Here is a 17032-nt window from a genome sequence, read left to right as displayed (position 1 = left end):
CAATGAAACAGCTTTGTGAAATTAGTAATACAGCAACGATTTTTAGTGATTTTTTGGCCATTGGTGTAAAGTTGGTGTAAAAATTCAACATAAATGAGCCGAAATCAGCGGAAATCACCCGAAAAAGGCCTAAAAGTGGGCATATTTTGAATAAACTGTTATAGTCATTAGAAAGAGAACCCAAACGATTAGTACAGCAATCGTTTGGGTTCTTCCTTATGCTTCTTTGCGATTTTTAAATGGAATGATTAAATCGAATTTATTTGCAGCTTCTTTATCAGCCTTCGATAAAACATGGCCGTAGATGTTCATCGTTGTCGTAATGTTGGCATGTCCCAGACGTTCAGAAATAATTTTGGCATGGACACCTTGGTTGATCAACAAAGTGGCAGAGGTATGACGTAAATCATGGAATTTGATGTATTTTAAATTGCGCTTCTTTAAAAAGCCGCGAAACCACAAATATGGGCTTTCCGGATAGAATGCTCTGCCGTACTGGTTAAAGAATACAAAGAAATGATCGTTATCTCTGGTTTTCTGTAATTCACCCCATTGATGCATACAGTACTCATGATATTGTTTCAGTTCTTCCCAAACTGCATCAGAAAGGTTGATTTTACGCGTAGACTTTCTAGTCTTCGGTTCTTTGATAACAGGAGTACCATTAATGAAATCGGAGATGCTTTGTTTTACATAGATCGTGCCTTGTTCCAAATCAACGTTTTTCCATTCAAGGCCAACTAATTCACCGCGGCGAAGTCCTGTGGTTAAAGCAAGGGTGATCATCATGCGCCAATGATAAGCTTCTTTTTCTAATGCTTCAAACAATAACTGAATTTCATCTTCATCGTATACTTCACTTTCCTTATACACCACTTTGGGTGACTTCACATCTGCAACAGGATTAAATTTAATAACTCTCCACTCTACCGCTCTTGTGAAGATATTTTTCAAAACTCGATATACGTACTGAATGGTCCCGGAAGAAAGCTTACCATCTTTTCCATCCTGTCTATTTCCTTCTTTACCCAGTTCACTTATTAAGGACGCGACATGCAAAGGTTTAACCTGATCCAACCGTAAATGTCCAATAACAGGAAGAATGCGCTTGTTTAAAATTCGAAGGTATATGGATAATGTCTTTTGTTCAAGTTCTTGTACTGCATATTTATCTTTCCACTCATCGACGAAAGCGTGGAGCGTTAATTTCTCAGGTGCGATGTAAGCTCCAGCTTGGACTTCAACCTCGAATTTGGCAAGTTCAATTTCAGCTTCCTTTTTTGTCCGACAATGGACTGTTTTGCCGTGACGTATATATTTACCTTTTGCATCTCTTCCGACGCTAACCGTTAATCTCCATGAATTTTTACCTCTTTTTTCTAAACTAGCCATCCCGTAATACCCCCGAATCAGAAGAAATAATAATTAATAATATTCCCTTAAATAATCCGAAGGATACTTTCATTAACTGCAAACGTATACTTTTCCCAATCAAAGTTTTCTTATACAAAGAGTTAATGTATGTTTTTACCTTTCATAATTCTATCATTTTAGGGGAAAGGAGGAAAATGGGGTTTTATGTCGAAAGTCCTAGATAAGCTAATACTTTAGGCACGAGGAGTAAGAGGGATCAGGATGAATCAACAGTGGAAGAAGACAGAACAGGGACATTTGAATGATATTATCGGGCAAATTGAACTGATTGTAAGTGATCTAGAATCTCGAGTGCGAAAGCCTGAAGATAGGGTCGATTACCAAATTCAGCAAACCTTGATGAAAAGAATTAATGGTTATCGTGATGCGATACCTTCACCCTATTTTGGAAAATTGGAGATAGTCTTTGCAGGTGAGCAGTCCTCAGAAACATATCTCTTGGGAGAAACAGCTGTTGCTAAATCAGAAGTAGAAGAGCTTGTTATTGATTGGAGAAATCCTCTGAACGATGTTTACTACAGCTTTAATGGTGGCACTGGAGAGGCATCATATGAATCTGAAACCGGAGAAAGATATCATGTAACGGTAAGACGAAAACGCAATCTAAATATTAAGAACAAAGAAATTTTAAACATTAGCGAAGTACGCAGTGATGCGTATTCACCGCCCCCTGGTGAAGATTCTGATGATTCAGGAATGCCAGTTGATGATTTTTTTGAACGATTTGGATCTGACCGAAGCAAGGACTATCAACTGCGTAAGATCGTTGCTACGATCCAAAAAGAGCAGAATGAGGCAATTCGCTTGGGGATCCAGGAGCCTGTTCTTATTCAAGGTGTCGCAGGTAGTGGAAAAACCAGCATCGCTTTACACCGTCTATCGTACCTTCTTTATCAATATCGAAAACAACTTAAGCCTGAAAATATTATGATTCTTGCACCGAACCGCCTTTTTATCAGTTATATGAAAAACATTTTGCCCGGACTGGAATTAGATAACGTTCAACAAAACACTTTTATTGACTTAGCAAAGAGATGGCTGCCACAAATAGACTACATCCAGACGCCGCAAGAATGGCTGAGCGAAGCGATAGTTCAATCTGATTTAAGTGGAGAAAATAATACACATCGCTACAAAGGGTCGATGAAATTTAAAAAGTTGATTGAACGTTATCTTGATCATATAGAAGAAAACTTTTTCCGACCAAAAGAACTGAGATTATCCACTTTTACTAGCGAAAAAATTGAACCTAACGAACAATTCCTGCAAATTTATAACGGTTATAAGCATTTGCCCCTTAACCAACGTCGTACGGAGACGATCAGATCAATTAAGAGTTGGGTGGAGCTTGAATTACAAAAACAAGATAAAATTCTTGAGGGTCTGCTTATCACTGCCTCGTCTGAATGGGTCTTTCATATTCCAGAAACAGAAGAGCTGCATGCTCGAGTAAAGAAAGCATTGAAAGAGTCGAGTGAATTCAGGAGTAAAAAGTTGAGGGACGAGTGGTTTTCTCAAGTAGAAAGTATTTTCAAGGAATGGAAGACGATTGAGCCGATAGAGCTGTATATGGATTTGATGGATGACGCGCTGCTACAAGGATTTGACCATAGTTTGAGTAACGAGCTAGCGGCGGATATAGCAAGTTCAGGCCCTAACCGTGATAACCTTCGTAGGATCGGCTATGATGACATAGCAGCTCTACTTCTATTACACATGAGGGTGTATGGGCTAGATGAAAAGTACGATTATTTAATGATTGATGAAGCGCAGGATTTGAGTGCTTTTCAGATTAGTATACTAATGAAGTTGACTAAGTCCATGACAGTACTCGGGGATATCACACAGAGCGTATACGGAGACCTAGGGATGCAAAACTGGGATGAGCTTAAGATGGAAGTGTTTGAAGGTAGAGGTAGAAGTCTAGATTTAACAATTAGTTACAGATCCACATTCGAAATTATGTCAACAGCTAATAGTGTGATTAATGCGTCGAATTTACGCCTCCCTTGTATAAATCCAATAAATCGCCATGGTACGGTGCCAACACTCAAAAAAGTAAACAATGGGGGAGAACTTATCTCTCAGATCAGAATAACACTTGATCAGCTAATTGATAACAAGGGGTATCACAAAATCGCGATTATAAGTAAGGACCCTAAGTTATCAAAGGCACTTTTCAATCAATTCGAAACCCAAGGAATGAACAATATACAACTAGTGGAAGATCCAAATGATTTGCTGAAGGAGCCGATTATATTTATTGCAGCATCTTTGGTGAAGGGGCTTGAATTTGATGCAGTCATCATTCCAAATGCCAACTTGAAGACTTTTACTGCTACTCCGCTCGATACGAAGCTGCTTTTTATCAGCATGACACGCCCGCAAGAGGAACTCCATATTTTCTATTATGGAGAACCGAGTCCACTTCTCGAGCCTCTAATTAGGGATTCGAAGAGCGATCAGCAGGATATCCTAGAGGGTTTATTATGATAATGATATCGATGTAGAACAGATATTCGCTGACAAAATAGTGCTAATTCTTTATGATATTATGATTATGTGGCTTTTGCACTATGTGAATCTAAAGGTGAATATTTTGACAGGCGAACGAAGTATGATATCTCCGTTCCTATAGAATGAAAGTAATGGTTGACAACAAGGTTCTATAAGTCGAGCTACATTCAATATACAAATAGAGGGAAAATCGTTAATCATTTTAAAAAAGAGGAGGATTCTTGGACGCTGTCGAACACAATAAATACTTCAAAGAACAGTCAGAGTCTATTCATCAAAGTTATGCTTTGAGCGCGGTATACTCCAAACGATATCGCGTTATTTTATATGCCTGAAAATTGACCAGTATTCAAATTAATATTCAATAATGGGAAAAGGCAGTGATCTCGATTGCACACTAATCATTTCGTAAAGTATTTAGAGCAGTATAACGTGATGTCTCCCAATCATTCAAAAATCTATGACGAGTATTCCGATGGTGCTTCACAATATAATTTTACTATTCCAACAAAAATTGAGGCATATTTACTCGGCATATTTAACAATGGTCCTCATAGTGTAATTATGTCCGGAAATGCTGGTGATGGTAAAACGAAACTATCTAGGGTGGTTCACGATCATTTTACAGGCTCGTTCTTAGATAACTGGCCAACTGAGGGGATTATTGAAGTCCCTTTTAGCAATGGAAGAATACGCATTGTTAAGGATTTGTCTGAGCTTAAAGAGAACGTCATTCTTCAAGAACTAACTCATTTGCAATCTTACATTGAGAATAATCATTATGAAAAGATATATTACCTAATTGCTGCGAATGAAGGGAAATTAACAAAGTTTCTATCTCAGTACGAAAGTCTAAAAAGCTTGAGTAAATGGGTAGCAGATAGATTCTTATCAAACGATAAGAATGATAACTCTTTGACCTTAATAAATCTACAAGATGTAACATCGTCAACATATGTAGAGCGGATTTTAGAAGAATGGAATCAAGAGGAAAACTGGGAAACATGTTTGGAATGTTCAAAGAATCGGCAATGTATCATCTTCTTAAACCATAATCACACATCCAAAAAAGAGGTTCACAAACGACTTGTAGAGCAGTATCGAATACTAGATTACAGTGGTGTACATATTACAATGCGGGAGCTTCTAATACACTTAAGTTATACAATTACAGGTGGTCTTGCTTGTGAAGAAATATTTAAAGCTGATTTTAAGGAGATTGAACACCAGGCAAATAAAGCATATTATGAAAATTTCTATGGACACAGTATACCTAGCGAAGCTATGAACGAAATGGGAGCTTTACAAAATTTAAAACCCTTGGACCCAGGGAACTTTTCACACTCACTCATTGATGACTTCATTTTAAACGGTGATATCAGTGGGGATGAGGAGCTTGAAGCAGACCATAGTCAACTGTTTAATAACGAACTAGATATGTTATTCGGATACTTTAAGAAGCAGCTTGAAATATACAGAAGTCATGATGCGAACATTGATAACTCACTAGTTGAAGTATGGATGCCTCGTTTAAGACGTAAGTACTTTTTCGAAACATTAAGTAATAACGAAAAGCTTAGGTTACATCTAGTTCCATTTGATTACTACAGAGAATTTAACATGCTTTTCAACAATAAAGCCCTACAGTCTTCAATTAAAAAGGAACTTATTAGCGGTTTAAATAGAGCGTTCTCAAAGAAATTAGTTGCTAACAGTGGAACTGCACAATTATTTGCAACTACAGAGAACTTGTTAATTCATCAAACTTTTTTACATAATCATATCACTCTAACTAGCGAAAGACAGAGAGAAGATATCGACCATCTGCCCTCCAAGTTTAAAATTTCTGTGTCGAATCAAGCATACATTGAGATGGGGCTCACGCTTTTTGAATATTTGATGAGATTAGCCAATGGTGGTATGTTCACTACGTTGAAGCAAGAAGTTGAGATATTAATAAATACTTTCAAAAACGACCTAATCAAGATTAGCGTTAGGGATGAATATACGCTTTCGGTTCTAAAATTAAATACAAATGAAGGCACCTATTCTAATTATGAAATTACTATTTGCGATAATGAGTAGGAGGTTACTATGACTACAATTGTTAATGAAGCATCTATTAGAATGACTAATGATTTTACTTCTCAGCTTGCAGCAAATATTTGGGGGCATCGTTTTACAACAGGGCAGAGAGGTCCTGAATATGTACTAGAATTTCTAAATGTTTTGTATGGTACAAAATACAACTTAAATGCTAGTGAGTATGATCGTAAAAAAGCGATAGGTCTAAGAAAGTTTATTTTTGAGGGAGCAAAGGAAGGTAGTCGAAGAGATACTGTCATATTAGATGAAGTACATAAACGTAAAATTTACGAGACTCTTGATAATGAAGATGACGTTGAGGTGTTAAGAGATTTTTTACGCAATCTTGAAGTTATTATCTATAATGCAAATGGGAAAGTAACGGATAGATCATGGTTTGTAAAGATGCTATATCCGTTACACGAATCCTTATTATTTTTTGAGTTAAGAACAAACAAGAATTCAATTTCTTTTGAACGAAATTTCTTTGCCAGAGGCGGAGAATTATATTATTTGATGCTTGCTTATGGTACAGAAAATGACCATATAACCCGACAGTTCATTGAAAGAAGATTTAAAGAATTGTTGCAAGCAAATAAAGTAATAGAAAAGGTTGTTAATAAACTTAACGCAGCATTAGATGAAGATGAAGATGCAAAACCATTAAAGCTTAAATCGGATAGTGGAGACGATAACGTCCCTTGGTTACCGGCACTAGATTTGAACTTGTATGTGGAATTTGCAAAAGAAATAAAAGCACTAATTTCCCTAAATATAGATATAAATGAATTTTTTCAATTATTAAATAGTCAAATTTGCTTTCATCTTATGCGCTACATGTTTGACAGAGTGGGAGCGGCAGAAAAAAATATATTCTTTTTTGATTGCATGGATGGAGCAAATCAACATATTAGTTTGTTGTCATCAAAAACGTTTGCAGATCATGAGTCGCTAGTAAAATTTGGTTTCGAGGCAGAGTTCGAAAATAAGTTTAATAAAGTGATTGGTAATGAAGAAGAAGGTTTGAGGGATTTTTTAGATTGGAAAGAGGATCCAGATCTATTTCTGAAGAAATTAGGACTTTCGAAGCTAGGGTCAAAAAGAAAGCAACAAATATCATCAGCTTTGATAAAATCAAAAGAATATAGTGATCTAAAAAAGAAAGTTTATGAAGTTATTAAGGAAGCAGTAACCGAACAAATGAAGAAAAACCAATTGGGAATCACTAAAATACTAGCTAGAGATGGTGGAATCGCAAACTATCGAACAGGTAATAGTTATAGATATATTATTTCAGATTATTTTTTACAAACATTAGTTTATGTTAACGTTAATCCAAAGGAAAGCATTGAGTTTAGTGAATTTCTTGATTTATTATACAAAAAATACAATTTTGTTATCGGTGAGGCGCAGGCAAAGAATAGTGGATTGTACGAGAGATCCAAGTTGAATATCCGGTACTTCCAACAAAATGAAAAACATTTACGTGATAAGTTAAAACAAAATGGTTTATTGATAGAATTTTCGGATGCTACAGCGATGATCCGTAATCCATATGAGGCGTGGGAGTGTGAATAGCAAATGTTAGATGCCAATGGGTTAGCTGGGAAATGGGTTAGTGCCCTATTAAAAGAGTTTTTTGTTCAACAATCAGCAGCATATTCTGAAAAGCTTTTTATTAAAATTAGTGGTTTTAATGAAAGTAATATTACTTCCTTGTTAAACGAGCTAAAAGAAAATAATGAATTAAATCAATATTATGAACCAATTATTAGAACAATAACGCCGGTTCAAGGATTTCCAATGTTTGAATGTAACCATGTTGAAACATCTACTTGGTTAAGAAATAATACTAAATCTAAACAAGCATTAATAATAATTCTTAATGAGGCTACTGCTGAAGCTCAGAGCTTAGAGAATATGTTTGGAATTGATGAAGCCCGACTTCTTGGTAAAGAAGGACTAGAAGTATTGTATAGAATACTTGTTGAAGAGAACGTTGTCTTTTCTCAAGAAGTAGATTCTTTAAGACTATTCTTTGAGATGTATAATACTTTTGCAGAACCGCAACTTCAAAATATGCTGCATTTTTTAACGGAAATAAGTCAAAATACTATAGATTCTATTTATGACCGTATTCAGAAAAACTTACCGTGTGTAAACCTTTTTAGAGATAGTCGTTTGACTATAAAAAAGACTAGTCTAACTAGGTTGCGTAAAAATTATCAGCTAGCCCATCTTCAAAATAGCGGCAGAAACTTAGATGGTGATAAACTTCTAGCAAGTTTAGACAATTATATAGCTGGGTCTGATCCTAAAGACGAATTATGGATGGTTGTAACTCCAGAACAATTCCGAAATGAGGCTATTCTTTTTATTGATAGGCAAAGTAGTGAATTTTTGAAATACGACCTGGAAACTGTTCAAACTGTATTCAATTACAAAGAAAGAGGACCTGGGAAATTAGAAGATAAGGTTGTGAAGGCATTACTTGATCATAAAGATAATTTTGATAAGGATCAGATAAAGTTAATTGATGAAGCTTCGAAAGCAATTGCTGCAGAAGAGAACCCAGAACTCATACAAGAATTCGTAGATGAATTTGAAAATCATTTATCTGTTCCACTTTTTAAACAGGTCAATAAATTTGTTGAACGGCTGCTACATCCATCAGAGTACAGCGACGTTTTCCATGCTATTCGCTACGAAGCTTTTCGGATAATAGAAGAAATTAATACGGATGATTTGCAAGAAGATTGTCATTTTATTTTAAAAGTGACAAATGGGAAATTAAATGAGGATACTATTGATTTCTTGAAAATTCATCTTTTAAATATTGAACAATTGATTCCGTTAGTTAAATTCGAACATAGTTCTTTAAATGTTTCTGAAAATCCTGATAAGGATCAAGAAGTTCAATTTGAATTACAATTGATTAATGGTGAGCAGAAGTTAAAGGCTTGTAGTTTTAAATTGTCTGGTTATACAAACAATTTACTTGCAACAATTAATGAAATTGAAAGTGGTAACTTGCCATATTTTCGTATCTATGCAGACAACGAGCCGGAAGTTATTAACGTAGTTACGGAAATAAAGTCACAAGTTCAACATTATTTAACTGCGAAAGAACCTAATATAGAAGAAAATCTAGTTAGATTTGTTGATTTTTCTAATTACTATCAAGAAATACTGAAACAAGCGATAAGTGATGGAATTGCGTCAGTTGATTATAAAGAGCTTATTGTAAATTTGGAAGAGCTAATGAAACATGTTTTTGATTCTGTTACAGTCAGCCGTCATATCTTAAAATATATTAATGTAATTGGTGTTCATGATGAATTGAAAGTAAAGAAGGGACAAATTGGCGCAGTACAAGAACGTATTGTTACGATTTTCCATCCGATTCGTTTTATTTCTTATTTAAAGCGGTTAGAGAAGGTCGGAAAAGAAATAGAACATTGGTTTTGTAGCGTAAGGGCGGGCAATTTTTCAGTAGAAAATACCGAGTTATATTTAGAACATGTTTTCGAACAATCCTCATCTTTGGCACCTCACTATTTTGTTAATGATAGTGAAGTAGGTACTTACTTAGTCGAACGCAGTGAATTAATGGGAGAAGGAAAGTTTCTCCTAAATTCGGTTGTCGATAACTCGGAACAATTAATTGAAGCCTTTTCGTCGGAATTTATAAAAACGGTTAAAAATTACACTGAGGTATACCCATATGCTACAGACTGTCTTGATGTGCTATTCTTGTACTGCTCTAACGCCGAGTTGATAACAAGAACTATTGATAGTTTATTCAAATCGACCAATATAAAGAAATTAAATATAACAGTCCATAGTGTAGCTCATGGGGCAAAATTGCATCAACATCTAAATGGTTGGTTATTGCAAAAAGAAGAGTACACAAGTGTTGGAGAGAATACCAAATTTCCCAAAGTAAATATTAATGTTGTTGCCGAAAGCGATATTAATAAAATCTCTAGTGATATAGAAAAGTGCATGAAAGATGCCGATATTGCAGTATTAATTGATTACTTCAGCCAAAGTAATCAGGTGCAGTATCGCCTAGAAAAAACTCAAGCGAAAGATTCAAAAAACTGGTTTGAAACCATCTATAAAGACCCTCTAAATAAAGATGAATCAATAAAAAGAATTTCATATGTAAGTGAACATCTTCCAGAAGCAATGCAATACTTCTATCAACTTCAGTTCATCTTAGAAACGCATTCAATGCCTTCAAAGGACGAATTGTACTTACTGAAAAGCATTATTTCTTTAACAAATATTAAGGAAAACTTCCTAATTGATTTTATGCATGACAAATTTAATTGGTCCCTTATTATGGACAGATACTTGGATAAATCATTGTTACGTCAAGCATCTCCGAAAGCTCAGGTAATACAATTTAAGTCTAAAGTAGGAACCAATAAAAAGTATAAGATTATTTTATCTTCTTCTAAATATATTCGTAAACTTTCTAATTCCTCCATAGACCATGCATATTACGATCGGCTTTACAAAAAGTTCGTTTCTCTTTTGAAGAACAAACAGATTGACCGTGAAAAGGTTATTGAAGCGGTAGAACTTGTAAAGGAAATTGCTGGAGGAATTGTATTAAAAGCCATAGGCCCAGGAAAGTTTTCTCACGAGATGTTGGCTACATATCTCGCAATTCAGGCGAGGAAAATAGAAGATGGCAGCTTGGAAATCTACACTATTTGCGATGAGTTGCCGTGGTTTGTCTCCAATCAAAGAAGACCCGATATGGTTCTGACTAAATTTAGTAGAAATGAAAACAGGTATAAAATTATTTTTGACATTATAGAACTAAAGTTAATTAATCATAATCTGTTTGAAGCAGAACGCTTTGACGCTATAAAGCAAATCACCACTGGTGAAAATCTATATCAAAGATTATTTAATTTTAATAGTGAACAAATGGATGCCGATCTATGGAGGAAGGAGTTACTTCATCATTTAATTGAATTGAAAACATTCTCACCAGAGCATGCAAATCTTTTACGTGAATTGCAGTATGTTTCTTTAGATCAAATTGATGTTGAGATTAAGTCCGCTATCGATACATTTGTGTATACTTCAAATCTTAACGCATATTCATTTGAAACTCTTGAGAATGGAATTTTACATGAAACATTGGATGGCGAGTACTCCAACAGAATTTATAACCGGACGTACATTCTGAATGCATTAGGCGTTAATAATGAATCCATAGAACCAGTTTTTGTTGAGTTGAATTCTAAGCCTGAGGAGTTAATGGAGCAAATAGTAAGGCAATATGTTGATATTGAGAAAAGAGCCAATGAAGATTTGGAGAAAGTAGAAGTTGAAATTCCAGAAATAGAAGCAGGAAGGCTCGAAGATGAAGATCAGGAAACAGAAAAAGAACTAGAAATAGAAAAAGAACCAAAAGAGAAACTAAATGAGGTTTCTGAGGTAGGTTCCGAAACTTTTCCAGAGGTTATTGCTCTTGTAGGACATGAAAATCTTCCTGAACAAGAAGACCCGGAAATCGAGGAGTTAAAAGATCATTATATACGCAAATTGAAAATAAATTTCAACCAGAATGATGTCCCGATAACGATAAAGGATTCTGTAATTGGTTCTAGTGTTGTTCGGATTATTTTAGATTTACCAAGAGGTATGACGGCGAGTAAAATTACAAATCGAGCACATGATATCCAGCTATGGCTAGGTCTAGATACAGCGCCACATATTTTTATTGATTCAAGAGGCATTAATATTGATATTATCCGTCCGAAACCTAAAACGATTTATTTTGAGCATTTTATGAAAATGGTTAGACTGCAATTAGGAGATAAGATCAATGGTACTAATTTGATTGCGCCGCTTGGTATTGATCAAATCAATGATGTTTTATACTTGGATTTTTCAAGTTCTGACACACCACATTTGTTAACCGGTGGAAGAACTGGTAGCGGTAAAAGTGTGACACTGAATTCAATCATATTAGGAATGATGTGTTTGTATTCTCCCGCGGATGTGCAGTTTATCTTTATTGATCCTAAGAAAGTAGAGTTTACTGTTTACCAAAACCGAGCGCATACAAGAGAGGTTATAACTGAGATCGATGAGGCAGTCGATGTATTGGAGAATCTAATTGTCGAAATGGAAAAAAGATATACTCTCTTTGCTCGTGAGACTGTTACAAGCATCGAACAGTATAAAGAAGTAATGGATGAATCTTTACCAAGAATTGTTCTTGTATTTGATGAATTTGCTGATTTTATGATGCAAGAAAAAACAATCTCTGCACGAGTAGAAACAGCTATATTAAAACTTTCACAGAAAGCAAGAGCCGCTGGTATTCATCTAATTATTTGTACCCAAAATCCTAAAGCGGATATCGTACCAACAAATATTCGAAACAACTTGGGAGCAAGACTTGCTTTAAGAGCAACGGATCACCATGCCTCAACAATTATACTAGGTGAAGAAGGTGCTGAACGCTTAGCTGGTAAAGGAGACTTTCTAGCCAAAACAGATGCTCCCGTCATTAAAAGGGGAAAGAGCCCCTTTTTGACAACTATTGTTAAACGCTCGTTACTTAAGTACTTTGAAAAGAAAGAAATTGATTCTGCTGACTATATTACATCATTGCTTTAAACCTACTTGCCGGAAGGAATTGAATATTTCATGGGTTATGGGCAACACCAAAGTTTCTATTTACGACCAAACTGGATGTCAAAAATGATACGTAGTCTTAAAGAAGACCCACGCTTCTTCTATGATGATGCTGCCTTTGAAAAAGTAGGATTGGGGAAGAATATGATAAAGTCCGCAAGATACTGGACTATATCAATGAAAATAGCTGAAGAGGGACGTAATTTAGAGAAGAAGACGGTCCATCAGTTAACTGAATTCGCTTCTATTTTCTATCAGTACGATCGTTTTATTCGATATCCTGAAACTGCTAGCTTACTACACTATCATCTTGTGTCTAATAGAGAACCCGCAACTACTTGGTATTGGTTTTTTAATATAGTTGGCGAAAATGCAATCTCTATCAATGAGTTGAAAAATTCATTGAAAAATTGGGTGATGCAAAATGAAAGTAAGACTGTTTCAGATAATTCTTTAAAACGAGATATTGATTGTTTAATCTTACTGTATACCTCAGGATCAAAGAAAGATTCTGACCCTGAGGAGGTTATTCAGAGCCCAATCCAACAACTACAATTATTAAGTGAACGAGAGGGTATTATATATAAAAATAGTCCTACTATTGAAGAAATTGGACTGCCAGCACTTATGTATTGTTTACTTGATTATGGAAAAATCAATAATATTGATTCTCTATCAGTTGAGCAAATTCAACATTTACCTGGCCTGTGGGGCAGAGTATTTAATTTTAAAAGAAATAACATCGTAAGTGCTCTAGAATTGTTAACTCAGCATCCTAAGTATCCAATACGGTTTGTTAGAACAAACCGTATTGATACTATTCGTTGGCCAGAGATTACTCCCTTAGAGTACTTGAAGAATGAATATGCATCTAAGGAGGTGTAGGCTTGAGTACTAACATAGATCAAAAAAAAATGCTAAGTTTTAAGTCAAGTATCAATATTCAGCTTGATTTAGGTAATACAGAGATATTTAAAAAATATATGCCGACACCTTCACATGCCGATGCGATATCAAGTCTTCTTAAGGGCTTTTTGACTAGAGAAGGATCACACTCACATATGGTCATTGGTCCATATGGCACGGGTAAATCTTTTTTGGGTAATATTGTTTCAAGTATTGTTGCTAAATCGCTCGATGATGAAACATTTAACTCTCTGCTTATCAAGTACGAAAGTGTTGATGCTTCAATTCATCAAGATTTAGTCCAAATAAAAAAGCTAGATAAAAAGTATTTACCTGTAGTGATAAACGGGGTTAAAGGGAAATTTAGAAATACTGTTATTCAATCAATACTAAGAACTTTAAGAAATCATGGAATTCAAATAATACTACCGAATGAATCTGGTAAAATTCTTGAAACAATTGCTCTTTGGCAAGAGAGGTATCCAAATACTTATAGAGATTTTCTTGAGTATCTAAAAAAAGCAGAGAAGAGCTTAAATGATTGGCAAGAAAAAATTAAAACCTTTAATAAAAGGGAGATAAATTGGTTTAGATCAATTTATCCTAATCTAACCTCTGGTTCTGAGTTAATTGTCGAATATGAAGATAATTTTGTTGAACAGATCCAATTTATTTTAGGCGCACTAGAGCAACTAGATACGGGAATTTTTCTAGTCTATGATGAATTCGGAAGATACCTTCAAACCCTTGGGTTGGCTAATATACATGAGACAATGCAAGATTTGCAGGATTTAGCGGAACTGGCAAATGCATCAGATGTTCTACATGTCTTACTGATTACACATCGCAATTTACGGCAATATTCTTTTATATATGAAGAGGAAATAAAACAAGAGCTACAGAGGATTGAAAAACGCTACCGTATGGCCTACATAGAAAGTGATTCTGTTTCATTTATACGATTAGCTCATTGGGCTATGATTGAGATGGGAATTAACTCTAGGGCAGATTTGCCGGACGTAGGAACTGTGTTAATGGGACTTAAAAAATACCCCATGTTTCCAACATTAACCGATACCGAAATTGAAAATATGGTTATTAATGGAATGCGACCTATTCATCCAGCTACACTAGGTTTGCTTCCTAATTTATCTAATTTACTCTCACAAAACGAAAGAACTCTTTTCACTTTCTTAGAAGATATTGAACCGTTTGGGTTAAAGAAACATATAGAGTATGACTCAGGTTGGTATTATGTTGATAAGTTATTAGATTATTTTTATCATGAACATGAAAATTATCATGATGATATTTTCGAACCTATCAAACTGTATAAAAAAGTAAAGCAAAAGATTTCAGAAAATGAAACCTATCTTGGCTTACGGATTGTTAAATTTATAACATTGTGGAATTTAGTGAGTTTTCAATCTAAATACCCTATATCTGACGAATTATTGAGTTGGGCTCTAGGAGTTTCACAAGAGGAATTGTCTAGAGTATTAGAGTTGTTAACTCAAAGAAAGTCTTTAAGATTTAATCGAAATTTGGGGAATTGGGAAATAAACGATGGAAGTTCGGTAGATATAAATAGAATTATTCAAGATAAAGAAGAAATTCTTATTCAAACTAAGGCTGAGAAGTTGGCTATTATCAAAGAGAACATATCTAAACGCTTCTACTTAGCAAGAGATTATAACGATGAGAAAAGTATAACAAGATTTGCTAATGTGGTTCCGATCTGGAGCTCGGATCTTATTAATGATCAGAGTAATTTGACCTCTGATTATTCGTCAGATGCTATAATATTCTACGTTTTAATAGAGGATGAACGTCATCGTCAGTCTGTTATTGAAATTATTAAAACATCCAGCTCGTTAAATGCTATTGCCGGAATTCCTATCTTTACGACAAAAATGATTGAGAAATCATTAAAACAATTTGCGATTGTAAATGAGTTATTGCTAGATTCTGAATTTATCTCTTTAGACAATAGGGTTAATAATGAGTTGCTCTTAATAAAAGAGGATATTATTTATCAAATTAATCAATACCTACAACAATTCACGAAATTCTCAAATGATATTGAATGGATAATTAATGGTACGACGGTTACGATTAAGAGTGAAATGATTTTAGAACAATGGTTAAGTCTACTTATGGAAGAATTATATCCAAAAACACCAGAGATCAGAAATGATTCTTTTAACAGAAAGAAGCTTAATAACGTTCAGTATCGTGCAGCTATTAATGTTCTAAACAATATACTTGTGAATGAGAAGGATGATAATATTGGTATTGTAGGACAAGGGCCGGACTATTTAATTTACGCTACAACGTTAAAGAATAATTTTATTGATCTCAAAAATTTGGATGAAATACCCACTCTGGAATTAATGGAGCTTCGTGTTGCTTTAATTAAACAAATTAATGATAACAAAAATGGTAAGCTTTCTGATCTAACAGGAATATTAAAAAAACCTCCTTATGGGATTAGAGAACCTGTAATTCCGATCCTTTTAGTAGCTTTATTAAGAGATCACTGGGATCAACTATTGTTTTTTGCAAACGATATGTTCGTTTCAAATATGGATGCAGAAGTCATATATGAGATGATGAAAAACGATGAAGTCTACTTGTATCAGTATTATGAAATGTCAAATGAAATGGGACAATTCTGTAAGCAGCTCACAAATCTATTTGGGGATCACGAAAGTAATTATTCTGAGCGTCGTCTCTTAAGAAGTGATGTTCTGTTAGTATGGTTAAGATCACTTCCAAGAATTACTCAAATATCAGAGAAGATGTCGGAAGATGCAATAGAGCTAAAAAGTATTATTAGGTTAAGTGAGGTAAATCCTCATAAAGCGCTAGATCTATTATATTGCAGCTATTCGTCTGATGGTTTTTCAAATCTAGAAAAAATAAAAACAGAAATTGAAAGTTCTTTTAAAAACCATGCAAATGGTATAATGGAGTTTATCTATTCGACTACCGGATTCACTAGTCGGGATGGCTTAGTAGAGTGGGCTCAAACTCAACATACTTCTTTAAAACAGTCTAATAAATTAATTAAGGCTCTAGTACAAGGCAATGAGGAATCTTGGATTGACGACTTAACTGAGCAGTTAGTTGGCGTAAGACGGCATGAATGGTCAGATACCACTCATGAAATGTTTTTAGCTCATTTGAAGACTGAATGGGAGAAACTCCAATCAAATATTGAAAGTGATCATCTGATCCAAATCCATGATGGAAATGATCAAATTGGTTCGATTACTAAGGTTGAATTATCGCATAAATCCCAAGTTGTTTTAAATAATGCAAAGCAGCTTATTAAAAGCGCGGGAAGAACAATTCCTCAAGAAGAACTTAAATATTTGGTATGGAAACTTCTTGAGGAGATTGCTAACTAAGGGGGAAG

7 protein-coding genes are annotated in these 17032 nt (G+C 34.8%); 6 read left to right on the top strand and 1 reads right to left on the bottom strand.

What is annotated here, in order from left to right; translation table 11 throughout:
• Positions 1-216: 216 nt before the first annotated feature.
• Entirely contained in the window at positions 217-1392 is a 1176-nt protein-coding gene (locus tag GC097_RS05865) for a site-specific integrase (protein WP_171682403.1), read from the bottom strand.
• 243 nt (positions 1393-1635) lie between these two features.
• On the opposite strand from GC097_RS05865, the gene GC097_RS05860 reads away from it, so the two are divergent.
• From GC097_RS05860 to GC097_RS05835, 6 genes are all read left to right on the top strand, one after another.
• Positions 1636-3927, top strand: coding sequence for a HelD family protein (locus GC097_RS05860; protein WP_171682402.1), 2292 nt, complete (start codon positions 1636-1638; stop codon positions 3925-3927).
• 459 nt (positions 3928-4386) lie between these two features.
• Complete coding sequence (locus tag GC097_RS05855; protein ID WP_171682401.1) at positions 4387-6036, top strand: hypothetical protein; 1650 nt, start codon at positions 4387-4389, stop codon at positions 6034-6036.
• Positions 6037-6045: 9 nt separating this feature from the next.
• Complete coding sequence (locus tag GC097_RS05850; protein ID WP_246293980.1) at positions 6046-7614, top strand: hypothetical protein; 1569 nt, start codon at positions 6046-6048, stop codon at positions 7612-7614.
• A gap of 3 nt (positions 7615-7617) precedes the next feature.
• Entirely contained in the window at positions 7618-12687 is a 5070-nt protein-coding gene (locus GC097_RS05845) for an FtsK/SpoIIIE domain-containing protein (RefSeq protein ID WP_171682400.1), read from the top strand.
• A 30-nt stretch (positions 12688-12717) separates the two neighbouring features.
• Positions 12718-13590, top strand: coding sequence for a DUF4007 family protein (locus GC097_RS05840; protein WP_171682399.1), 873 nt, complete (start codon positions 12718-12720; stop codon positions 13588-13590).
• Between the two features lie 2 nt (positions 13591-13592).
• Complete coding sequence (locus GC097_RS05835; RefSeq protein ID WP_171682398.1) at positions 13593-17024, top strand: DUF6079 family protein; 3432 nt, start codon at positions 13593-13595, stop codon at positions 17022-17024.
• Positions 17025-17032 lie beyond the last annotated feature (8 nt).

Source organism: Paenibacillus planticolens, assembly GCF_013141725.1.
Classification (GTDB): Bacteria; Bacillota; Bacilli; order Paenibacillales; family NBRC-103111; genus Paenibacillus_E; species Paenibacillus_E planticolens.
This window is presented reverse-complemented; position numbering and strand designations above follow the sequence as displayed.

Coding starts and splice junctions, on each gene's coding strand:
- GC097_RS05865 (WP_171682403.1), bottom strand. CDS start 1,392: ATGGCTAGTTTAGAAAAAAGAGGTAAAAATTCATGGAGATTAACGGTT.
- GC097_RS05860 (WP_171682402.1), top strand. CDS start 1,636: ATGAATCAACAGTGGAAGAAGACAGAACAGGGACATTTGAATGATATT.
- GC097_RS05855 (WP_171682401.1), top strand. CDS start 4,387: ATGTCTCCCAATCATTCAAAAATCTATGACGAGTATTCCGATGGTGCT.
- GC097_RS05850 (WP_246293980.1), top strand. CDS start 6,046: ATGACTACAATTGTTAATGAAGCATCTATTAGAATGACTAATGATTTT.
- GC097_RS05845 (WP_171682400.1), top strand. CDS start 7,618: ATGTTAGATGCCAATGGGTTAGCTGGGAAATGGGTTAGTGCCCTATTA.
- GC097_RS05840 (WP_171682399.1), top strand. CDS start 12,718: ATGGGTTATGGGCAACACCAAAGTTTCTATTTACGACCAAACTGGATG.